The organism is Geomonas diazotrophica (genome assembly GCF_019063885.1).
Taxonomy (GTDB): domain Bacteria; phylum Desulfobacterota; class Desulfuromonadia; order Geobacterales; family Geobacteraceae; genus Geomonas; species Geomonas diazotrophica.
On the sequence record NZ_CP077684.1, the window covers coordinates 656,030 to 677,782 of the forward strand.

A 21,753-nucleotide genomic window follows, 5' to 3' on the forward strand; every position below is an offset into this window, starting at 1 on the left:
GTTCGCCCTCATCCCATTTCACGCTCAAAGAGCATGTTTGTCATCGCCTTCGTCGTCTGGATTGCCTAATGCAGCAGCCAGCGCATTCACAGCGTTACTCAAATGATTGGGGGCTAGGTGCGAGTACCGCATCGTCATAGTGATCGACTTGTGCCCCATCAACCTAGATACTGTCGGAATGTCCACTCCCGCCATGACTAGGTGGCTGGCGAACGTGTGCCGTAGCGTGTGGAACACGACGTCGTTATCAAATCCTGCCTTGGTTGCCGCCGTGCGGAATGACCTCTTAAGGTCCAGGAAGCGTTCGTCCGTCTTGAAGTTGTAGAAGACATACGGCACGTCCTCCTTCTTTGGTAACTCGTTTAGCATGGCCCGCAGTGGCTCGTTGATCGGGATCTTCCTCAACTCAGTGTTCTTGGTCTTATATAACGTGATGAAGCCATGCTTCAGGTCAACCTGTTTCCATTTGATGCTGAGGATCTCCTCCTTTCGACAGCCGGTGTTAACGGCAAAGACGATGATAGGTTTTAGGTGCTGCTGCTCCATGTAGGACCCGCAGCAGTCCAGCAGCAGCTTGATCTCCTCCCGCGAGAGGAACCGGTCCCGTTTCATGGTTTCCTTGAGGACCTTCACCTTGTGAACCTCGGCGAACATGCTGTTGCTCGCCAGTTTCCAATCGACAGCTTTGGTGAACATGTTCTTGAGGCAGCCGATCCGTCGGTTGACGGTCCCCTCGGACAGCCCGTTGGTCAGGAGCCTCGACTGGTACTGCTCTACATATTCCGTCGTGAAGAACTTCAGCGGCAGCACCCCGAAGTCCTCCCGCATCATCTTGAGCAGGCTCTTCTTGTTGCGAAAGCCACGCTGATGCTTGCAGTGCTCTTCGTATTTCTCGGAGAGCTCCTTGAAGTTGCTATCCTTGAGTCGGATGATTTCCGGGCGTTGCCCCTGCTGCACCTGGTGCTTGCGCTGGATCAGCAGCGCCTCGGCGTCCTTGAATTTTTTGCTGCGGCTTGATTCCTTGACCTGGCGCCCGTCGAGACCCGTGTAGTGGATCCAGTAGATGTTGCCTCGTTTGTAAATTCCCTTCTTCGCCATTACCGATAAACTCCTCCTCCGGGTACGGCAGGTCGTTGCTTCCAGACCACCACGATGCTATGATGTGACTGCCCCCGTACCGGGGGCTCGACCACTTTCACACCCGCCGATACGGATTTTTTTGTTAGAACAATTCTTAGAACACCCCTCGCTAACCTCGTGTTACACCAATAGTTTTTGATAGCCCTTCAGATTTACACACTGAAGGCCTCAAGCCACTTCAAGCCACCTTTCTGAGCTTTCCCACCTGGGTGACTGCCCCGGCGGCCGGGGTCGAATTCTCCCGTGCCCATTTGTCGATCTGCGTCTTGTGGAAGCGCGGGTAGCGACCGGCATGGAAGTGCGGGATGGTTTTCAACTGGAGCTGTTTGTAGACCCAGCTCTTGTCGACCTTGAGGTAGCCGGCGAGTCCGGGGACATCGAGTATCTCATCTTCGTTCTTCGTAACTTGCGCCATCGGGAGGGCTGGGGTCAGCCGTGCCGCTACCGCATCTGCGATCGCCTGAATGTCTTCAGGCTCCAACATACTTTTCATAATCTCTTCCTCTCATGATGTGAGTTGATGCATCTGGATGGAACATACGGTTTTCAGGGGACGGATAAATCCTGTTCGCTACTATTATTTTGCAAACTACATTTTTGCCTTACCGGCGGTGGGTGAGCAGGTGCTCCATGACACCGAACATGGCCGCGGGAAGCTCGTGGATCGCATGGATGACGCGGTGGTTCTCCCACAGGTCCTTTACGCCGTCGTGCATGATGCCAATGGCGGCTGTCTCGATACCATCTCGAGTGGCCCGGCGCGTGGCTGCGCGAGTTGCCTCCTCGTTGTCGGGGCAACCGTCGGTCAGAATCAGCATGATCCGTCGGGGCTCGACTCGTTGGAGCAGTCGGGCCCGGGCCGCCCAGATCGCCTTGTCCGTAGGGGTGCTGGCGAAGGGGGGGTGGTTGAAGTGCTCGGAGTGGGGCTTCCTGCCGAAATCCACGAGTACGTTGACCGCTGCGCCCTTACTCTTTCCGCTGAACTCTAGGGAGCAGACTGCCACACCCCTCAGCCCGTAGAGGGTCGTGTGTAGGGCGAAGGCGGCGGCGTTGGCGACTCTATAGCGGTTACTCATGCTGCCTGAGAGGTCTAAAAGCACCGCAACGGCCGTATTGACCGCAGGTGTGTCTACCTTGCGTCGAAAGATCCTTGGGTCGCCGGTAGCGAGCTTGGTCAACCGGGCGGATGCCAGCTTCCGTCCGGATAGCCCATAGGTCTTCGGCTCCCGCTGTACTGCTTGCAGCATCCCCATTAACCGGGCCCGCATTCGGGATGATGCCGAAATGGCCTCTACCTCGTCCAGTCTTCCATAGACAGGTCGCAGTTGACCGACCACCGGCAACAACGGGATGCTGACCTTTGTGCTGTGGGGGATACTGCGGGCTATCTGGTCCAACTCCGTTTTTATCAGCTCGGAGAGGTCACCGTACCCGGTCTTGTTGGCCAGCATGCGAGCGATTTCTTCTGTTGTTGGCCGGTTGTCCTTTCCCGATCCTGCACTGCTGCCGCCACAGCCTGTAGAAGATTGCTCCTCCGGTTCGGCCGGCATGTCCGTCGCCTCTGTAGAGCCTGACGGGATGGCACCTTTTTCTAGCGCTCTTTCTGGCTCACCGTTACCACCGCGGCATTGAGAGCCTACCCGGGAGCCAGATGCTGTTCCTTGTGCACCTTGTTGAGGCTTTCCTGCGGTGGGACTCTGGGGGGGCGCCGGCTTCGACTGACTGATAAGCAAGTCGATGAGCCTTTGTGCCATTGCCGCGGTATCCTTGGTGCTCTTCAGTTCCGGTATTTCCTTGATGATCGTCTCCACGTTATCAATGAACTCTTGACCGAAGGCGTCGTCTATCATCTCGTTGCACTGCGCCTCAAGGGATAGAATGCACTTCTGCTTTAGCACTCTGCCGAATCCGTAAGCCATAACTTTGCCGAGAAAGGCATGGGCAAAGTTCTGAGGGGCCAAACTCCCCTTGTTGAAGTAATAAGTGGTGATCGCCTCCAGGTTGAAACAGGTCCCAGGCCGTCGCTTCATGGTTTCCATGTCCACCCGAACATCCTCGATGACATTCATCATGTCACCAAGCAGTCCATCCGGCTTGTCCCCTTTCGTGTGGTTCTTATGACCGACCTCGTGGAATACGAGGCCGGTCATGAGCATGCGTCCCAACGGTGTCGCCGGCATGCGGGCAATGTTGATGTGGGAGCCGTCCGACGTACAGTACGATCCATCTCCACCCACGGTTATCGTCATTTTTGCGTCACGGCCAAGCGTCATGGCCAAGCCTGATAGCTCCTGATCTCGTATCATTGCTGCTCCTTGTCATGTTAGAAGTCCCAGGAGATCGGCGCTACCACCCCGGTCTCCGGTACGATGACTACCTCGGGGATAACGATGATCTCCTCCAGGTCCGAGTCGGACACTTCTGTTTGGGAGGATGCGGAGGGGCGTCCCATGTTTGCCAGTTGCCGGCCGACCAGTCCGGCAACCATGTTCAGGTCGGTTCCCTTGATGTTGGTATCAGCTGGGAGTTTGGTCAGCGTATCGTCTATGACCTGGATGGTGTCGGCGATGAGCGGGTCGAGGAAGAGAAGTCCCGCCAACTTTTCCCGGATCAATCGGATGGGACGCAGGGTCTTGTGAGTGATCTCCTGCTTCCCGACGAGGTAGTTCTCGTAGGTGTGGCGGGCGGATACCCGGACCTCATGGCACAGCTGGCCATAAAGGCTGTCGATCTCGGTATCGAGGCCGTCCATGTCCGTCTCTTCTGGTGGCCTGATGTCGAGGGCCGCAAAGTTGAAGGTGATGGCCTTCTCTATATGAGCGGGCGAATCCACCGAGGCTCGGATGATATGGGCCCACTCCGGCGGGTTAGCCGCCACCCAGCGCTCCACCTCCTCGTGGTAAACCGACAGGAACTGCTTCTTTGCGTCCTCGAACTCCACCTTAATCCGCTTTAGCTCCTTGCCCAGCGCCTCGACCTTCTCTCGGGGGACGGCGTATCCACAGCCCCCGAAGCGGACGCCACTCAGGACGCAGTGTTTGAGGGCCTCCCGCTTCAGGGAGACGAAGATCTTCACGGCGGCCGGAGAGATGATCCGCTTACTACCAAGGGAGGCCAGAGTCCCTGGAGGAAGTTTGTCAATGTCGATGCCGTTCAGGGCCAGGTCCCCCTGCTTCAGGGCCTTACGCCCCTGCCAGAGTGTGATGTTCAGGACTACGAGGATCATCTTGTCCAGGATTGCTTGCGTTTTCATGTTGTTGTGTCTCCTTGTCGTTGATTAGAAGTCCCACTGGATGGCTGTCTCCGGTGCGCTGGTCGGCCAGTCCACGAGGGGGGCGGCAGAGGTGGCGGGTTGTGCTGATCCCTTTGGGGATTGCTGGGTGCGTTGGCTCTGCCAGCCGTGCTGCGGACTGTACTCATCCACCTGGGTGTACTGGTCCTTGCCGGTTTTCTTTTGGGTGATGATTTTTTGGAGGGCGGTCATGTCGCCAGGCTTGGCGGCGTGCTGGATGATCTGCCCGCTCTTACCCCAGTAAGTATGGATTTCTCCGTTTTGAGTGACGGCCCCGACCCAATCCTTGCCGCCGGATACGGACGGCGCCCGCAGGTGGACGGCGTAGACTGCACCGTGGATGAGGTTGGGGATCATACAATCACCCCCTCGATGTGGGGCGCGGGCACACCGAAGTTGGTCTGGATCAGGGTATGCAACATCGCTCGTACGTGTGGATCCACTCCGTTGCCGAACGCCTTGTCAAAGGAGTGGTAAAGCGGGGCTACGTCTTTACGGTTCCATGCTTGGATTAGTTTTCGCCCCCACCGCAGCAGGTCACGGATGGATATTGGACCTGGACAGTTGCCGTCCAGGTAGGCCCTCCGGATGTCGGCGGCGGTCTTCACCATCGCCGTCATGAGGTTGGGCTGTAGCTTGCCGGAAAAACTATTTTCGAGAATCTGCTCCTCCACGTCGGACGGCGGGTACGACATTTCCCATTTCTCGAACCGGTTGAGCGAGGCGAGGTTGAAGATATTGGTGGCGGTGTAGACCTCCCCACCTTGACCGTCGCCACGGGTGTTGGCGGTGGCCGCCATATAGATGCGGCTGGCGGGCCGGATGATGCTGCCGTCGTCCAGAGTTACTACACCCCGTTCCAGCAGACGGTGGCATGCCATGATGACCTCGGGGTTGTAGCCGTCAATCTCGTCAAAGATGATGGCATAGCCGTACTGGTAGGCTTGCAACAGGTCTCCTGGAACGAAAACGGTATCGCCCCCGCGCAGCTGGACACGGCCTAAGATATCGTCCGGCTCCGTGGAAGACTTGGCCGAGACGATAACCGTCGGGATGTGCAGGCCCGCAAAGACGTTCTTCAGTGCATCGGTTTTGCCACACCCGGTTGGTCCCGAGATCCAAAGCGGGTCGGGGTCCGGCTCGGTCAGCCATTCGATGAAGTCGCGCAGCAGGCGAGCGTCCCACACGTAGCCGGGGGTTGACCTAGGAACCAGTGGGTGCCCCGGTTCGTATCCAGTGAGCGGCAATTGCGATGGAATGCCGAAGACCTCCTGGACCGTGTACGTGGTGGGGGTAAGCTCGATCCCTGGATCGTCCGCTTTTTGATATCGATTTTTCATGCCTTTACTCCTGTAGCTTATTGGTGGAGATTCCCCGATCAGCAAAAAGCCGCCGTGCCCTTGGTGGGCATGGCGGCTTCGTGTCGTACCAGATCTGGTAGTGGGTCTTATTGAAGATACATTTCTATGAACTCATGCTCGGTCATGATCAGTGTACCGAGCTCAGTGGCCTTCCTGTTTTTGTTGCTGCCGGAGAAGGGATCGTTCGTGACCAACACATCCGTGTCCCGGCTGACCGAAGGTGTAAAGGAGTGCCCGCGTGCCTCGATGGCGGTCACGAAGTCGTCCCGGTTTCTGAACGTCGCCACCTTGCCAGTGAAGCAAACTTTCATGCCGCTTCCAGGTGAGCGGTCTTTTGTGGTGCTGTTTGTGGCAACAAAAGTTTCAGCTACGTCAAGGTCCCCGCTGGTGAGGGCCCACTCCAGCAGGGGGCTAGACAACCCCTGGATGATTTTCAAGGCGTTGACCTCTGATACGCCGTCACACTCCATCAGAATCCAGGTTAGGTCGTCGCGCTGTCCGGATTGGGCGTATGCATACAGCTCCCTGAGCCGGTAGTGCGCTAAGATGGGCTTCAGCAGCGTCCGGCCGATCCCCTCGGGGGAAGCGGCTGCCAGCACTTCGTAATCCTTAGGGTTCAGCTTACCAGCGACCGTCGCCATCAGGTTCGCTACGGAGGACTTACCGAGCCCTGGTATCCGGGCTGCCTGCTGCCGGTCTAGGTGGTACAAGTCTTGCGGGTTGCAGATGAGGTCGTGCTCAATCAGCTTCATAATGGTTGAGTCCGCGATCCCCTTGAGGGAGAGCTTCCGGACCCACTGCAGAATTCTTCCTGCCTGGCGCGCCCTGCAGCCCCCTTCATTCGGACAGTAGGCGTAGGTGCCGTTGTTATTGAGCATGATCGTGGCGCCGCAGTGGGGACAACGTTCCGCGAAGACAAACGGCTCGATGCCATCGTTTTCGGGGACGTGCAGGACATCCACATATCCCAGCACGTCGTTGATAAGGCTGAACAACAGGCGTGTCCCCCTGCCGATCTTCAGTTCGTGGAAGCGTCGCCAGTTGGCGATGCTGGTGCGTCGGTAGGTTCGCCCGTTGATGGTTACAGGGGCGAAAACGACGCATGGGGTGACGCGCCCTGAAGGGCCAACCTCAAACTCCATCGCCACGGCCTCCGTTTCGCACTCCATGAACGGGTATTTCAGAGCTATGGCAAATTTCGGATAGGTGCTGGAGCCACGGTGCCAGCCGAGCCGCTCACGGATTGCCTCGTCCAGGTGTTCAATTACCATCCCATCCACCATGTACTCCCAGTTGATCCGCTCTCGCGCCTGCCGTTCATATAGTTCCCGGATGGCCTTGATAACCGTCTCCGGCGTTCCCTCGAATATGCGGAACGATGGAGACACGAACCCCGGCTCCGTGACCAGTGCGTTGATGAATTCGACGACCTCCCTCCGGTTCATCGTCCCGTCCTCCATGGCGATGTCGATCGGCGCCAGATGAACGAACTCCTGGAAGGCTGCGCCATCGTTTTTGTGAAGCAGTCCCGTTACGGCCGCACGCGGGTCGGCTAGGTCCTTGCCGCGCTTTTCCGAGAGGGGAGCCATGCTGCTCTTGGATACTAGTGCCTCATACTTGATACCGAAGCTGCTCTGGAGGGCACAGGGGATGTCCCGCCCGGCGAAAACTGAGCCCAGGTCTACGCCGTAGCCGCCCTTGCCTCGGGTAACGGCACCGGTGAGTCGACCATCCGATGCGTACTGCAGCATCACGGAGTTACCATCCATCTTGTTGGATACAGCCAGGGTCACGGTTTGGGCATCAGCACTGGTCTCTTGGAGCCAAATGCTTAGCTCCTCGATATTGTTGACCTTCTTGAGGGTGCACATCAGGGCGTCATAGGCATGGGATACCCCGGTGGTGCCCTTGCTTCCTGAGATGATCTCCCCGGTCAACGCCTCGTGGATGTCGTTGAGGCGATCGTATTCTTCGTCCGACATGATCTTGTGCTCCGTCTCGTAGTAGGAGCGGCAAGCCCGCTTCAGGAGGACCCGCAGGTCCTTGGCATCGCGGGCGGTCATCTGCCCTTGCTCGTAGCGAGCTACGAACTCTGCCGGTGTATTCATGAGTTGTTCTCCTTTAGGTAGGTGTCTGGTGTTACAGTTGTTTCTGGCGAGCCCACTCGGCAATAAGGACGGCCTCGGCGATGCCGTCGTGCTCAGTCCGGCAGTTCTTTGGGATGAGGTCTACATGCGGGAAGAGGCAGCGGCAGGCGGAGATGCTGTCGCGTTTGTGACTCGACAACCCCATTGCTTTCTTCCAGATGGCCGGTCGGACTTCGTGGTATGCGGTTTTCAGTAAGATGGCGGCATCTTCGAATATCCCGAAGTGACGCCCGTAGTTGAAGCTACTGGTTACTCCCTGTTTCGGCATTGCTTGCGCCCGCTCAGCGATGATAATTATGGTAGGGTAGGCATCCCGGATACGGCGGAGCCAGTCTGCGATGCGTATCTTGTCGACGGGCATCCTGGTATATTCCATCAGCACCCCGTCGGCTCTCAGCACAGCAAGCCCTCCGTTTTTCCCAGGGTCTACCCCCAGGTAGTGTTTCTTTAGTGTCACTCGTGCCCCTTTTCCCCGATGGAGGGGGATAACTCGCCTTCCATCCTGCTGTAGCGCGCCGGTTGCGGTGTCGGCCTCCTGTACCTCGTGACTGGGGAGCGGGAGCCACGCTGGTCCATACTCCTGATATAGTGTCTTGACCCTTCCCATGGCTGATCCTTACCGGCCACCGACCAATAGGAAAAGCCCGAGAGTCACGAAGGTGAGGATTGCAGCCACCAGCCACCTCCGGGGACGGGTGTATCGGTTCCGGCGCGGGTTTTGGGCCCTCTTGGGTTTCACGTCCAGCCCGATTAGGCCAGACCCATAGTACTTACTCATATCTCCTCCTGTTTGTTGGCAAAACTTACTTCAGCCTCTGTTGCCGCGACTTGGGCCTGGAGCCAATCCCTAAGCGCAGGATCCAGCCAAGGCTGATCTGGAATGAACATGCACGGCCCTCCCGCGTTGTTGAAAGCCCAGAAGACACAGAAACACCCCTCTTCCAGGGTGGCGGCATCACAATTGCGCCACCTATCGCTCAGTAGATCGAAGGTGGATTCTTGAGAGATCCGCAGATTTCTGTGGTTGTCTGTCTCTTCGAAGATGTACCAGTAGCCGCCAAGCGCATAATCGAAGTCCTTCTCCATCTGGACAGCCAGATTATCGTTGTCCACCTGGCACAAGGCCGCCATATTCGCCATGGCTCGCTTGACGGGGCTATCCGGCAGCTGCACCACCTCTACCATGCACCTAATCTCAATCATGGTTCCCCCCTTGCGTTCCGGGAATGAGCGGCATGACGAATATCGAACTGGTATGCCGACAGCGAGGTCGACATTTTTCGCCCAGCCGGATCAGGGGGGACTTGTAGTAACGGTCCATTTTCCCTCCATGAAAAAACCCCGGCGTTACGGCCGGGGCTCTGGGTTATGCAGCTTTGGGGATCGCCTCTTTTTTCTTAACCGATCGCACTTCGAGTCGAGAGTACCCTGCCCGGGGCTTCAGGACGGTGGGATAAATGTCCGGGTGGAGCGACTTCAGGAGGGACGCGTCTACTGCCATTCCCCCATCTACAGCGGTAACAGTGAGATCGTAGTTGGCGGATCGTCCCTTAAAGGATGACCCGGTGAAGTCTACCAACTCTTGTCGAATAGCCTTCATTTCCTTTTCAGCCCGGACCTTCTCAGTGTTCAGCTCTAAGTACTTTCCAGCCAGCATTTCGATCTCGTCAGGCAGGTTCACACGTGGGAGAACCATTGAGGGACAATCACTGCGGAATTGGCAATATCCACAGAGGTGGGAAGGGGATGGGTCTGCTGCAACCATCCCGTTCAAGGCGTCCAACAAATGCTGCCCGCGGTAAAGGAGGTAGCTGAAAGTCTCCTCATCGAACTTATAGCCATTGAACTGGTGGATTTCCCCGGCATTTAAATCGACGGCCAAAATGGACCCTCCTAAGTCCCCAATCGGGTACTGGAGCCGGAGCAATCCAAGCTGGAACATCAATTGGTCCTCCCACTGCTGGTAAGGAACGTCAGGTATGCCACTAACCGATTTGACTTCTACGGCGTGCAGTTGCGGCTTTCCGTCCATATCTGCAAAGAAGAGGAAGTCGATGTGGGCCTTCAGAGGAAGTTGAGGATGGCAAACCTCGACCTGTTCGTCATATAGGTGCTTAGCACTCCCGGCCTGGAAAATATTGTTGATGAGCCATTCAGCTGCATGGCCGCGGGCAAATTTGAGGAGGGTTCTCAGGTCAGGCTGAGACGGGCTCAAACGCTGCAAGCAGGCTTTTCTGGCGCAACCTGCAACGTCGCTGGAACCGATGTATTGGGTGCGGTCTCCCAACGCTGAGCCCTTTTGGCGGTTAAGTTCCACAACGGCCGATTCAAAAAACGTTGTGAGGTTCATGCTACCTCCTGAACGATGGTTACCTTGTCGGTTCGCTTGTTTACGAGCAGGGAGATAATTTCGGAAACAATGGATGAGCAGTTGGGGCAGAGGATGATCTCTCCCTTGTTGTAGTCCCTGGCGAGGTAGCCATCTCCCACCGTGCCAGGAGCAAGGGAGAAGGCGGGACTTCCTTGGGGCATGTCGGCTCGACAGTGGTCACAAAGAAGGATATTGCTACCGTTGAAATCGGTATATCGGGTCATGCTTAATCCTCCTAGAAGGGGTCGGGCTCGAACTTCAAGATCCAAGCTTTCGCTTCGCCGATCCACTTGAAGCCGGCCGCTTTCAGTAGCTGGCGCTCGTTGTAGCTGTTGGCGCTGATTACCCCGGCTCGCATGTCCACCTCGTGGGGGATGTTTCGCCCCTCCAGCATTGATAGGATCCCGGCAACAACGCTGGACTCAAGGTGTGCTATGGTGGGTTTTGTTTGCTCCGGGGGGGATGTGCCGCCCGGTTCTTCCTTCAGGACGGCTGGTCCCTGCGCTGGCGTAATTACCTCGCATTCAGTGAGGGCTGGCACTACCACTAGCCTGCTGGCCGGAGAGGGGTATTCCTCTTCCATGGCTGGGGTAACGATCTCCCCGCCTTCGGATTCATACCCCCCGCCCACCTCCTCAGGGCAGTAGACTCCGTGGATGTTGAAGGCTTTTCGCAAGGCCTGTGACTCGGCGACCTTCTTAAGCATGGTCTCCGGCTTTTCGGACCAAAATTTTGTTGGCCCTCCATCTACTGTCTTCTGGACGTACTCGTTGTAAGACACCTGCACAGTGAAAGGCTTGCTGCTATCCTTTCGCCATACCGTGCATTCCGCTACCAGCTGGGGCTTGATTACCCACTTCCCAGACTCGAGTTGCGGTATTTCCTTGATGCTGGCAAGGGTTTCGATGCCGGCGAGTTGGTTGCTCTTGTGTGCTATGGAAAGGAATCCGTCCCTTCCGACCATCGGCTCCACCTTGTTGACCCACCTGTCCCCCACCTTCTGCCGACGTGGGACAAACTGGACCTCCTTTAAAATAGGGTTGAGACCCAGCTCTCGGGCCACAGCGAAGCAGTACTGCTGTTCGGCTTTGCTGGCACCGGTTGGGAAGAATTGGGCCTCGATAACGGCTAGCTGCTCTTTATCGAAGTCGATCTTCGTAACTGCGTTGCTACTCATCATCGTCTCCTTGGGTGTTTGTCCCGGTGATCTCATCACCGAGTTCTTCTAGAATTCGTTTGCCGGCGGAAATCGCCACCTCCACCAAAACAAGTTTAAGAATTTCGACCATTAGGACTCCTTTTGTCTCTTAGTTATGTCAGATCCCGTTCAGCTTCCCAGACATCCAGGCCCATCTGGATGTAGTCTCGCTCGTCCAAACAGTGATCCAGTGCAATCTTTACCTCGTCCCGTGCCGACAGCAGGTCAGTAACGGTCAGACTTAGGGCGTTCTCCCCCATACGGTGGACTATTGCCTGTAAGATCGCCTCCATGGTGATAGCAAAGACGATCTCTGATGGGGTGGCTACGCCCTGCATTATGAGGTTTGATAGTCGGGCGACTATCTCTTCATGGGACATGTTGCCTCCTGCTTAAAGGGGGGACGAAAGGCATCCCACGGGAGTTCTCCTCTGACCGGCTCATCCTCCCGGATGCTTCGAAGCTCAGGATTCGCCGGCCAGGAAAGATTGTGGGCTTGTAAGAACATACGGTTCCTCCTTAAATAAAAGCGCCCATACCGGTCAGGGTATGGGCTGAGGTGTTCAGCTTTAGACATGCTTAGGTGGGGGAGTGGGATCGGCTCGGCATCGTCGGTGCATCGAAACTCTCATCATCCTGGACCTCCGTTGTTTGTATTAGTGATAATCACTAGTTTGCTAATATCCATAGGAATGTTGAGTTGATGCGGGAGGCTGACACAGTAGTCGCCCCTTTGTGGATTAGCCGCCCATGGGAATGCGTCATTAAAGTTCAACGGGCCGTCGATAAGACGGTCACTGGGTGAGTTCGACTTTGACTGTCGGAATAGACTCTTTGATCCAAGCCTCAACCAGATCAACGATGGACTGTTTGGTGTATAGCGAGTACACCTTCAACTTGGAATGCAGCCCCTTGTCAATTTTGGCGACCAAAGCAATTCGGTCGCTGTTGCCTGTTGGGTTCGGAGGTGCTGCGGGTAAAAGTTGGGTGGTGGGCTGTTGGGAAACCAGGCTGGGTGCCCCTGGGGTTTTAACTGCCCCGTTCGTAAGTATCCCGCGACGACGAGGGGGCGTGCTTAAGGGGGGCGACTCTATAGCAGCCTCGCCCTGACTCTCTTCCTGTTGCTCCCAGTCCCCGACCACCACCCCTTCTACTTCGCCTTCTGGATCCATAAAATCCCCTTTCGTATTGATAACTTCCCTCAAAGATTTCTTGAATAACATCTCCATCTCCTTTCAGCTGGTCACTGTGCTAGTCTCTGATGTGGTCTTCAATCAGCTGCTCCACAACATTCAAGATCGTGCGGTCCGTCCTCGCAGCTTCCACTCGAAGCTTCCGGTGTTGTGCACGTGTGATGTCACAACTTAGACGAATCCGCTGCATGTTATCCTCCGGGACACCTTTGCGCCTTTGCTTTACCGGGATGGGCTTTACGGGGCCAGCTGCCTTCTTTTCTCCGCTCACACTGTTGGCGGGTTCCTCTGCAGACGCCCCCATTGTCGACTTCGGTGCCTCCCTCTGCCGCTTGCTCTTCATTTGGAACATTGATTCACCTCCATTCTTCACTAGGTTGGTATGGGGAAATCCTGGTTTGCGGGAAAGTCCACCGGCAGGGTCCCCAATTTATTGTTAATAGTGAAGGTGGGGAAATGGTAACTTGCTGATTTTGTTCTTAATGAGAGTTATGGCCGTTGACACTATCTTCTAATAACTGTAAGAAGATAGGGTTGTCGCCAGTGTTGTTGTTAAGGAGTTTCCATGATATCCAAAAAAGCAAACGGACCGAATCTGCCCCTGTGAGCTCGTTGTGTCTAAACTGGTAGCCGGTGGGGGAGGCGTTTCCTCGTCTGAACGTTAATGGATAGGACTGCACTGCGGCTAAATCAAAATCATAAGGTGCCTAAATGATATCTGAATCTTCGGTGCCCCGAGTCGGCATGCTTGCCACCGTTCGAAATCGCCGCGGGGTAATTTCGTCTGTAGAACCATACGAAGATGCTGTTTCCTCGAAGCTTTTGCACCTGGTTACTGTCGAGTACACCGAGTACGATGGTGAGCCGGAAGAGACCCTTCTTTGGGAACGGGAGTGTCAGCCCGTCGTGTTAGAGCCTAACGCTCTGCCCCGTGTCGGCGATGAAGCTCCCATGCAGCATCCGGATATGGTGGCCCTGCAGAGGGCCAGCCGCTGGAGTGCGATTACTCCATTTCTGTCTGCCCATTCTCCTCATGAGCGTTCTGAGTCGACTCCAACCGCGCCGGTGTATGGTGCGGTATCCGCGGACGATTTCCAGCTGGTTCCGTTGGCCCGAGCCATGCGTATGCCTCGTGTGTCTCTCCTGCTGGCTGATGATGTTGGTCTCGGTAAGACGGTAGAGGCGGGGCTGATCCTCGCGGAACTGATCCGCAAACGGCGTATCCGCAGGGTTTTGATCATTACCCCCGCGTCTCTGCGTCACCAATGGCAGAGCGAGATGGAGGAAAAGTTCTCTCTCGGTTTCGACGTGGTGGACCGGCCTGCCACTCACAAGCTACAACGAGAGTTTGGCCTTGATGTGAACCCCTGGCGGGCTCTGCCACGAATCATCACCTCATACCACTACCTGCGCCAACCAGATGTACTGGAGCAGTTCGAGGCTACCTGCCGTGCTGTCCATCAAGGGCACGTTTCCGCCCAACTCCCGTGGGACCTGCTGATTGTCGATGAAGCGCACAATCTGATGCCTTCGAATTTTGGAGAGGACAGTGATCTCGCCCAGATGCTGCGCCGGCTCACCCCGTGGTTCGAGCATCGCCTGTTCCTAACCGCCACACCGCATAACGGCTATACTCGTTGCTTTTCAGGCTTGCTGGAGCAACTGGACCCGGTACGTTTCACCCGCACTCCGACCTTTACCGACAAGGAACGGAAGATGATCGGCGACGTGCTCGTTCGTCGCTTGAAGAGTGAGATCAACAAACAAGACGAGGATGCGGGGCGATTCCCTCGGTTCGCGAGCCGACATCTGGAGCCCCAGCCCTTATACCTGTTGAAGGGAGAGAAGAACCTAGCCACAGCCGTTCGTGCGTTTTGTGACGCGCTCAAACGGCATATTCGCGCGACACAGGAAGCGCGGATGGTCCTCAACTTCGCGATAGAGATTCTGCGAAAGCGCCTGATGTCGAGCCCGGTTGCATTTGCCGACTCCTGGCTGCGTTTCAAGCTGGGGTTAGAGCAGCAGGATGAGATTCGCCCTTCCGAGGTTGCTGCCGCACAACGGGCTACGGAAGAGGACATCGATGATGACCAGGAGCGAGAGAGCCGCGGACAGCACGCAGCCCATATCATAGGCTCCTGGATGCACCCATATGTCGATCTGCTGGCAGCCGAAATCGGTGCAGTGGATGACGCCCTGGCCTATCTGAAATTGGATCGGCTCCCGGCCACCAGTGCCAAGCCGACAGAGGATGCCCGGTACGACCGTCTCAAGAAACTCATCGATGACAGGCTGCGCGATGGTGGGAAATGGGGCGATTCGGAGCGGCTCATCGTCTTTACGGAGTACAAGACTACCCTTGATTACTTGGTCAACAGACTCCGGGCAGAGTACGGTCAAGATGACAAGGGCCTGATCCTCCTCTACGGCGGTATGGACGACCAGGAGAGAGAGTCGGTCAAGAAAGCCTTCAACGACTTTGCATCACCGGCTCGGATTCTCATCGCCACTGATGCGGCCTCAGAGGGCTTGAACCTCCAGCAGACCGCCAGGCTCCTCCTCCACTATGAGATCCCCTGGAATCCATCCCGCCTGGAACAGCGCAATGGCCGCCTCGATCGGCATGGTCAAGCACGAGACGTAACCGTGTATCACTTCGCCAGCGATGATGATGCCGATCTCCGCTTCGTGGCAAAGGTTATCGGTAAGGTAAATGAGATTCGGGAAGACCTGGGGTCCGTCGGCGAGCTGTTCGATGCCGCTTTTCAGCGGCGTATGATGGAGCAACAGGACGACCATGATGTGTTTTCCCGACTAGACAGTCAAATCAAAACCCGCCGCCATGCGGCCGACGAGGCACGAATCGTTATTGAGGAGCGTGGGGTAGAAGAGCAGGAGCGTTTCCAACAGCTCTTGCAGGACCTTGACCTCAGCCCCGACTCTCTCAAGGATACCCTGCGGGTAGCCTTGGGAATTGGTAGCGGGCGGGATATTCTGGAAGGTCCTGATGAACGGGGCCGGATGCGGCTTTCCAGCCAGCTCTCAGGGCAGTGGCAGGCCATCGTGAACGACTACCTCCGTCTCCCGGATCAACGGGGGGCTATCGGAGCCATTCCCTGGCTGGTGTTCGACCCTCAATTCTTTATCCAGCATATCAACGGCCGCCCCGTCTTCCGACAGTCGCTGGATACGGTTCTGGTCCATCTTGGCCATCCCATGTTGCGGCATGCCTTGGCCTCATTCGCCCGACTCCGATTCCCCGGTGCCCAGGCAGACCGGGTATCCCCCAGCCGCTGGACGGTCACGGAGGGACAAGTTCCTTCTGGAGCGGATGCACTCCTGTTGTTCACGGTTGAGGAGATGGCGATCAACGAGTTGCGGGAGACCTTCCACCACTGGGTCCGGACGCTCGCCATTCCGGTCAAGAATGGTGCTCTGGGGGATCCACTCCCTTATAACGGTCCTAACCATGGCGATCCCGGTAGATATGTTGAGGCCCGGGTCGCCAAAGCTCGCGACCTGTGGGATGAGGTGGACCGCGATCTGAGCCAGTTTCTCAAGCAGTATCGAGCTTCCCTAACTGAGAGCGTTCGAAAACTTCAGGTTGCTGCAGGCGCTGAGGCCAGAGACCGCGAAAAGGAGGCCTTCGAGCGACGTATCAACGAGGTGGCTGCGTTGCAACGGAGCCAGAGCGTCGAGAAGCTGAAGCGCGAGATCGAAGAGAGGCGCAGTGGCGCTCTCCAGCTTAGCCTCTTGGAAGATGCCAACGAGATTGCCGAACGGCAGATGCGTGACCTGGAGGATGAACTTAAGCGGCGGACGGGGCACTTCGGCGAGCTGCTGGAGCGTCTGAAGAGCGAGAAGGCCCGGATACTGGAGCGGGTGATTCCGAGCCGGTTCACCTTGAGGGGAGAGATGCAGGTCTTTCCGATCACCGTTGAAATTCGCTTTCCGGAGGTGCGGCCATGAGTTTGCTACTCGACTGGTGGGCAGCGCTTAACCACGGCGGTCTGCTGATCGCACCCAATAAGATACAGGAATTTTTTCAGCGGGATTTGGAACCGTTATCGAATGGTAAGGCTGAGCGGCTGCGCCGCGAGGTCACCCGTTTCGACGGTACCGGTGAAGGTCTTTCACCGTTGCTCGACTTTCTCCTGGAAGACCTTTGCGGGCTCACTGCCGCTGAATGGCAGAAAGCACAACACGTCGACTCCAAGTGGTCTCTCAACAGTTTTACAAAGGAACAGATAAAGCCACGCCGCATCTGGATTGGCCCCAACGGTGAGACCCTCCCTGTATTCGTGCCCCAAGCTACGAGCGGAAAGCTCCTCGGTAACCGGCTGGGAGTCGGTAAGTCGCGGCGCATGTTCAGCCGGGTGCTGGAGTGGCTCCGCCGGCAACAGCAACCGCTGGCGTTGCTCACCAACGGGCGGCAGTTACGACTTGTCCACGCCGGGCAGGACTATGATGCCTGGTGCGAGTGGGACATCGACCTCTGGTTCGCCGAGGGGGCACCGAGTGCCCAGGTATTCGCCTGGCAGCAACTTCTCGATCGCTCGGTCTTGGTTTCTTCGGGGAAAGGGGCGTCAGGCACTCTATTGACCGCTATCCTCGACTCCCGGAAGGGGCAGGCCGAGCTATCCGCCATCCTGGGAGAGCGCGTTCGGCTAGCGGTAGAGGAACTGGTCACCGCTTCTCATGCGACAATCGAGAATGCCAGGGAACAGGGAGTCGTATTCGACTACCGCGATCTGTACATGGCGGGGACGCGCATCATCATGCGCTACATCGTCACTTTGTTCGCTGAGGCACGCGGTTTGCTGCCCGTCGACAATCGAATCTATCAGCACGCCTATAGCATAGACGGATTACGCCAGCAACTGGATCGTCGTGCCAGCGGACGCGGAGGGGAAAGGCTCTCCCAAGGGCGGAGCGCTTGGCCGCGAGTGGTAGCGCTCTTCAACCTTGTTTACCACGGATCCTCCCATGAAGCGCTACCGGTACCACAATACAGCGGCAATCTGTTCAAGCCGGGCAATGCCGATGGGGATGACCGCCTCAATCGCGCCCTGGCACTTCTGGAAGATCCGACGAACCCAATCAGCGATAAGCAGGTACGCCAGATCCTACGCCTCCTGACCCGGACCAAGGTACAGGTGCGCCAGGGACGTCGCAGTACGTGGGTGGATGGCCCAGTGGACTTCGCCGCCCTATCAACGGAATACATCGGCATCCTCTATGAGGGCCTACTGGATTTCGAACTGAAGCGGGCCGAGGACGGTGATCCGATCATCTTCATCAGCGTAGGGCGCCAACCGGCATTACCACTCTCTCGTCTAGAAGGGATGGATGATAGATCTATCAAGCAGCTGTTCGAGGAGCTAAAAAAGAAAGACTCCGGCCCAGGTGCAGAAGAAGAGGGGGGTGAAGAAGAGGAAGGTGTGGGCGAAGGGGACGAGCCAGAATTGGAGACAGCCGATGACGCCGGTGAGACGGGCGAGGAAGCTTCCGCTGAAGAACCACCTGCCGGTGACACTGAAGAAGAGATCGGGCTGAGTGCTACCGATCTGGAGCGTGCCCAAGCTTGGCTGGAACGCGCCGCCGAGGTCGCCGGGTTGGTGAGACGCCCACGTGGCCGAGGCGCCGTTGCTGTTGACGCGTACGAGCAGGCCCGACGGACGGTTGCGAAACAACTCTGTGCCCGGCTGATTGCGCCGGGAGAGTTCTATCTGGTCCGGTGGGGTGGTACCCGTAAGGGGGCGGGGACATTCTACACCCGACCTCAGTTGGCCGCCCCAACCGTGCGCCGCGCCCTACTGCCGTTGGCGTTCGAGCCCGTGAGGACAGAGACCGACCCGAGGACGGGACTGGAGGAAGTGGTTGAGTGGATACCCCGCAAGCCGGAGGCCATTCTTGCCCTGAAGGTCTGTGACCCCACCATGGGGTCCGGCTCCTTCCCGGTCAGCGCCCTGCGCTTCCTAACGGATGCCTTGGTGCAGTCCCTCTACCATTACCATCGGATCGACAGAAGCGATACCGGGGCTGTAGCCCGGTTGGCGGATGGGCACGAGCTTACCAAGGATACGGAGCAACCGATCCCCCTGCCGCCAGACCATGAGGGGTTCGAGGATGTGCTGAGGGTGCAGCTCAAGCGGCATGTGGTTGAGCGCTGCATTTACGGAGCGGACATTGACCCTTTGGCGGTGGAACTGGGGCGAATGGCGCTCTGGATTGAGACCATGGACCGTACCTTGCCGTTCGGGTTCATGGACCACAAGCTGAAGGTGGGCAACACTCTGCTTGGGACCTGGTTCGATACCTTCCGCGAATATCCGGCGATGGCTTGGGAGCGGGATGGCGGCGACAGCACTCATGACCGATTCGTCAATCACTTCCATGACGTTACGGTCACCCGTGGCAAGAACTCCGGCAAGGTAGAGCGCAAGGGCGACGTCTGGTCTGCGGCCATCAAGGAGCGAAAGCCTGAAGTCCAGCAGCAGTTGATTAATCGCCTGAGCGGCCAACGGGCTTTTGGTGAAGATAAGGATGACGGCAATATCCATGATGAACTGACTCATGTGTTTGAAGAGTTGCACGCGTTCCCCGTTCACGAGACTGAAAAACGCGCTCTCTTTTACCAGGAGAAGGTTCTCAACAACCAGCACTATCATGCGCTAAAGGAAAGGATGGATCTCTGGTGCGCCCTCTGGTTCTGGCCGGGGAATGAGATCGATGAGGCCCCGACCCCAGATACCTTCGCTATGCCGTCTGCGGAAGCAATGGCCATCGCGCGCCGAGTCGCCCGTGAGCAAAAGTTCTTCCATTGGGAGCTGGAGTTCCCGGACGTCTTCACCCCAGAGCGAAAGGGATTCGATGGCATGCTGGGGAATCCGCCTTGGGAGATCCAGAAACCAAACTCCAAGGAGTTCTTTTCGAATATCGATCCGCTTTACCGGGCGTATGGCAAGCAGGAGGCGCTGGCTAAGCAAGTCGAGTATTTCCAGCAACGGCCCAACGATGAGAAGGCGTGGCTTCGATACTGCGCTGTCCTCAAGGCCCGCTCCAACTGGATCAAGTACAGCGGACACCCGTTCGGTGACAACGTTACGATCGACAAAAAGGGAAGCCGGAAGCATGGTTTTAATCTAGGCGGGGGCTTCAGTGAGTCAGAACGGTTGCACGAGAGATGGCGAAAGCAACGTGCCCGCCACGTGTGTTATGCAGATTTCCGGCACCCATTCCTACACCAAGGTTCAGCGGATCTGAATACCTACAAGATGTTCTTGGAGCAGAGCCACGCACTGCTGCGAGATGGCGGTCGGTTAGGGATGATCGTTCCGAGCGGTATCTATACTGATAAAGGAACCACAGCGTTACGGGAGCTGTTCTTGGAGCAATGCGACTGGCAATGGCTCTTCGGATTTGAAAACCGGGAAAAAGTCTTCGATATTGACTCGCGCTTCAAGTTCTGCCCGTTGGTCATACAGAAGAGTGGTGTGACGACAGCTATTCGGGCTACATTCATGCACCGCGACGTGAATGACTGGGATCATGCTGAGCATCATGTACTGGCTTATCCCCATGAAAGAGTCGAGGAATTTTCCCCCTATTCTAAAGCAATCCTGGAGATTCGGACTGACCAAGATCTTCAGATCCTCCAGAAGATTTACGCAAATGGTATCCTCCTGGGGAACAGAAACGATCGAGGTTGGGAGATTAAGTATGCTACAGAATTTCATATGACCAGCGACTCCAAGCTGTTTCCTGAACGCCCGAAGTGGGAGGCAAAGGGATACATTGCAGATGAATACGGTCATTGGCTCGAGGGCCCTTGGCAGGAATATAATGGTCCTCTCAATATCTTAGACCGTAAGCAAGGATTGATAATTTCCAGAGACGGTAGTAAAGCAATTGATGTTGATCAAATCCAGGATGTAGCAATGCCTCTATTAGAGGGTAATATAATAGAGCAATTCGACGTAAGTTCGAAAGGTTGGGTTTCAGGTAAAGGCAGGACGGCAATTTGGCGAGAAATACCAATTGAGTCCAAAGTATTTGAACCTCAATATCTTATAAGCGTAGAAGATGCTAGATCAAAAGTGCATAAAAACAGAGAATTGGCAGGTTTGCCCAAATGGACTCCGAGAGAAAAAGTTGCTTTTATTGATGTAACTTCGGCTACAAACGCAAGAACTGCACGAGCAACCTGTACACCTTATTTCCCATGTGGGAATACGGCTGCTATCCTTGAAACTTCTTGTGACACTTACTCTCTTGCAGTTGCAATGAACACATTTATTTATGATTTTGTAGCTAGAGCACGTTGTGGAGGCTTGCATCTGAATTGGTTTGTAGTTGAGGAAACTGTACTACCAAAGCAGGATATTTGTACTTACTTTTCAGAGATAGGAAGATCATTAATAGGATATCCTAAAATATTTTCTGACTCATTTAAAGAAATCCCACGTATTAAACCAGCCATTACGCTATATGAACGAATTAGACTTAGATGTATTTCAGAAGCATTAATGGCCAATAGCTTTGAATTTACAAAAGAAGAGTTTGAGTATATCTTGCGCGAATGTGACTTTCCTAGAACCAATCTAACTGACGACTTTACGCATAAATTAAATCCCAAAGGTTTCTGGCGTATTGATAAGACCGAAGATCCAGAATTGAGGTTGCCGGTCTTATCCTTTGTTGCGTTCTGTGATCTCCAAAAAAAGGGACTTGATATCTTCCTGAATCAAAATGATGGCGAGGGATGGATGCTGCCAAAAGCTTTACGGCTTGCTGACTACGGGCTAGGCCATGATGATCGTGCCCAAGAATACCAGCCTGTCGCAAGCCGACTTGGACCTCGGTTTTATGACTGGCAGCTCTGCGAAGACGTCAGCCGATCGTGGAAGGAGTGCGAGGCCCACGCGGCCCTCATTCGTAAAATCGTTCCAATAGCAGAGCCTGAAAAGGACGATCATGTCACACCTGCAAAACCAGCTTCAGGGCAGATGACTTTATTCTAAATTGAATGCTTGCGGGGGGATACCCATC

16 protein-coding genes are annotated in these 21,753 nt (G+C 55.9%); 2 read left to right on the top strand and 14 right to left on the bottom strand.

Annotation, left to right across the window (positions count from 1 at the left end; translation table 11 throughout):
• Positions 1 to 24 precede the first annotated feature (24 nt).
• From KP003_RS02870 to KP003_RS02935, 14 genes are all read right to left on the bottom strand, one after another.
• The gene (locus KP003_RS02870) at positions 25 to 1,098 is read right to left on the bottom strand and encodes a tyrosine-type recombinase/integrase (protein WP_217300296.1); all 1,074 of its coding nucleotides are present in this window, start codon (positions 1,096 to 1,098) and stop codon (positions 25 to 27) included.
• Positions 1,099 to 1,318: 220 nt separating this feature from the next.
• Positions 1,319 to 1,633: a helix-turn-helix domain-containing protein gene (locus tag KP003_RS02875; RefSeq protein WP_217300297.1), complete on the bottom strand. Its 315-nt coding sequence runs from the start codon at positions 1,631 to 1,633 to the stop codon at positions 1,319 to 1,321.
• A gap of 109 nt (positions 1,634 to 1,742) precedes the next feature.
• The gene (locus tag KP003_RS02880; RefSeq protein WP_217300298.1) at positions 1,743 to 3,446 is read right to left on the bottom strand and encodes a vWA domain-containing protein; all 1,704 of its coding nucleotides are present in this window, start codon (positions 3,444 to 3,446) and stop codon (positions 1,743 to 1,745) included.
• 17 nt (positions 3,447 to 3,463) lie between these two features.
• Positions 3,464 to 4,393 carry a DUF3150 domain-containing protein gene (locus KP003_RS02885; RefSeq protein ID WP_217300299.1) on the bottom strand — a complete coding sequence of 310 codons (930 nt, stop codon included), beginning with the start codon at positions 4,391 to 4,393 and terminating at the stop codon, positions 3,464 to 3,466.
• Between the two features lie 24 nt (positions 4,394 to 4,417).
• Complete coding sequence (locus KP003_RS02890; protein ID WP_217300300.1) at positions 4,418 to 4,789, bottom strand: hypothetical protein; 372 nt, start codon at positions 4,787 to 4,789, stop codon at positions 4,418 to 4,420.
• Positions 4,786 to 5,772 carry an AAA family ATPase gene (locus KP003_RS02895; RefSeq protein WP_217300301.1) on the bottom strand — a complete coding sequence of 329 codons (987 nt, stop codon included), beginning with the start codon at positions 5,770 to 5,772 and terminating at the stop codon, positions 4,786 to 4,788. The genes KP003_RS02890 and KP003_RS02895 overlap by 4 nt, the downstream gene beginning before the upstream one ends.
• Before the next feature lie 107 nt (positions 5,773 to 5,879).
• Entirely contained in the window at positions 5,880 to 7,901 is a 2,022-nt protein-coding gene (locus KP003_RS02900) for a BRCT domain-containing protein (protein WP_217300302.1), read from the bottom strand.
• Positions 7,902 to 7,932: 31 nt separating this feature from the next.
• Positions 7,933 to 8,547, bottom strand: coding sequence for a RuvC family protein (locus KP003_RS02905; protein ID WP_217300303.1), 615 nt, complete (start codon positions 8,545 to 8,547; stop codon positions 7,933 to 7,935).
• 167 nt (positions 8,548 to 8,714) lie between these two features.
• Positions 8,715 to 9,143, bottom strand: a complete 429-nt coding sequence (locus KP003_RS02910; RefSeq protein WP_217300304.1) for a hypothetical protein — start codon at positions 9,141 to 9,143, stop codon at positions 8,715 to 8,717.
• 163 nt (positions 9,144 to 9,306) lie between these two features.
• Positions 9,307 to 10,290, bottom strand: coding sequence for a PD-(D/E)XK nuclease family protein (locus KP003_RS02915; protein ID WP_217300305.1), 984 nt, complete (start codon positions 10,288 to 10,290; stop codon positions 9,307 to 9,309).
• Positions 10,287 to 10,535: a hypothetical protein gene (locus KP003_RS02920; protein WP_217300306.1), complete on the bottom strand. Its 249-nt coding sequence runs from the start codon at positions 10,533 to 10,535 to the stop codon at positions 10,287 to 10,289. The genes KP003_RS02915 and KP003_RS02920 overlap by 4 nt, the downstream gene beginning before the upstream one ends.
• 11 nt (positions 10,536 to 10,546) lie before the next feature.
• Positions 10,547 to 11,488, bottom strand: coding sequence for a phage recombination protein Bet (bet, locus tag KP003_RS02925; RefSeq protein ID WP_217300307.1), 942 nt, complete (start codon positions 11,486 to 11,488; stop codon positions 10,547 to 10,549).
• Between the two features lie 134 nt (positions 11,489 to 11,622).
• A complete protein-coding gene (locus KP003_RS02930; protein ID WP_217300308.1) occupies positions 11,623 to 11,889 on the bottom strand; it encodes a hypothetical protein in 267 nt (88 codons plus the stop codon).
• 414 nt (positions 11,890 to 12,303) lie between these two features.
• Positions 12,304 to 12,732, bottom strand: coding sequence for a hypothetical protein (locus KP003_RS02935; protein ID WP_217300309.1), 429 nt, complete (start codon positions 12,730 to 12,732; stop codon positions 12,304 to 12,306).
• A gap of 714 nt (positions 12,733 to 13,446) precedes the next feature.
• Here KP003_RS02935 and drmD point away from each other — a divergent pair.
• Positions 13,447 to 16,671 carry a DISARM system SNF2-like helicase DrmD gene (drmD, locus tag KP003_RS02940; protein WP_217300310.1) on the top strand — a complete coding sequence of 1,075 codons (3,225 nt, stop codon included), beginning with the start codon at positions 13,447 to 13,449 and terminating at the stop codon, positions 16,669 to 16,671.
• A complete protein-coding gene (locus KP003_RS02945) occupies positions 16,668 to 21,725 on the top strand; it encodes an Eco57I restriction-modification methylase domain-containing protein (protein ID WP_217300311.1) in 5,058 nt (1,685 codons plus the stop codon). Before drmD ends, KP003_RS02945 begins: the two co-directional genes overlap by 4 nt.
• Positions 21,726 to 21,753: the final 28 nt, after the last annotated feature.

Excerpts from the sequence above, each read along its gene's own strand:
- KP003_RS02885 (WP_217300299.1), bottom strand. The coding sequence starts at position 4,393 with ATGAAAACGCAAGCAATCCTGGACAAGATGATCCTCGTAGTCCTGAAC.
- KP003_RS02945 (WP_217300311.1), top strand. The coding sequence starts at position 16,668 with ATGAGTTTGCTACTCGACTGGTGGGCAGCGCTTAACCACGGCGGTCTG.
- KP003_RS02935 (WP_217300309.1), bottom strand. The coding sequence starts at position 12,732 with ATGTTATTCAAGAAATCTTTGAGGGAAGTTATCAATACGAAAGGGGAT.
- bet (WP_217300307.1), bottom strand. The coding sequence starts at position 11,488 with ATGAGTAGCAACGCAGTTACGAAGATCGACTTCGATAAAGAGCAGCTA.
- KP003_RS02870 (WP_217300296.1), bottom strand. The coding sequence starts at position 1,098 with ATGGCGAAGAAGGGAATTTACAAACGAGGCAACATCTACTGGATCCAC.
- KP003_RS02910 (WP_217300304.1), bottom strand. The coding sequence starts at position 9,143 with ATGATTGAGATTAGGTGCATGGTAGAGGTGGTGCAGCTGCCGGATAGC.
- KP003_RS02895 (WP_217300301.1), bottom strand. The coding sequence starts at position 5,772 with ATGAAAAATCGATATCAAAAAGCGGACGATCCAGGGATCGAGCTTACC.
- KP003_RS02890 (WP_217300300.1), bottom strand. The coding sequence starts at position 4,789 with ATGATCCCCAACCTCATCCACGGTGCAGTCTACGCCGTCCACCTGCGG.
- KP003_RS02875 (WP_217300297.1), bottom strand. The coding sequence starts at position 1,633 with ATGAAAAGTATGTTGGAGCCTGAAGACATTCAGGCGATCGCAGATGCG.
- KP003_RS02920 (WP_217300306.1), bottom strand. The coding sequence starts at position 10,535 with ATGACCCGATATACCGATTTCAACGGTAGCAATATCCTTCTTTGTGAC.
- KP003_RS02880 (WP_217300298.1), bottom strand. The coding sequence starts at position 3,446 with ATGATACGAGATCAGGAGCTATCAGGCTTGGCCATGACGCTTGGCCGT.
- drmD (WP_217300310.1), top strand. The coding sequence starts at position 13,447 with ATGCTTGCCACCGTTCGAAATCGCCGCGGGGTAATTTCGTCTGTAGAA.
- KP003_RS02915 (WP_217300305.1), bottom strand. The coding sequence starts at position 10,290 with ATGAACCTCACAACGTTTTTTGAATCGGCCGTTGTGGAACTTAACCGC.
- KP003_RS02930 (WP_217300308.1), bottom strand. The coding sequence starts at position 11,889 with ATGTCCCATGAAGAGATAGTCGCCCGACTATCAAACCTCATAATGCAG.
- KP003_RS02905 (WP_217300303.1), bottom strand. The coding sequence starts at position 8,547 with ATGGGAAGGGTCAAGACACTATATCAGGAGTATGGACCAGCGTGGCTC.
- KP003_RS02900 (WP_217300302.1), bottom strand. The coding sequence starts at position 7,901 with ATGAATACACCGGCAGAGTTCGTAGCTCGCTACGAGCAAGGGCAGATG.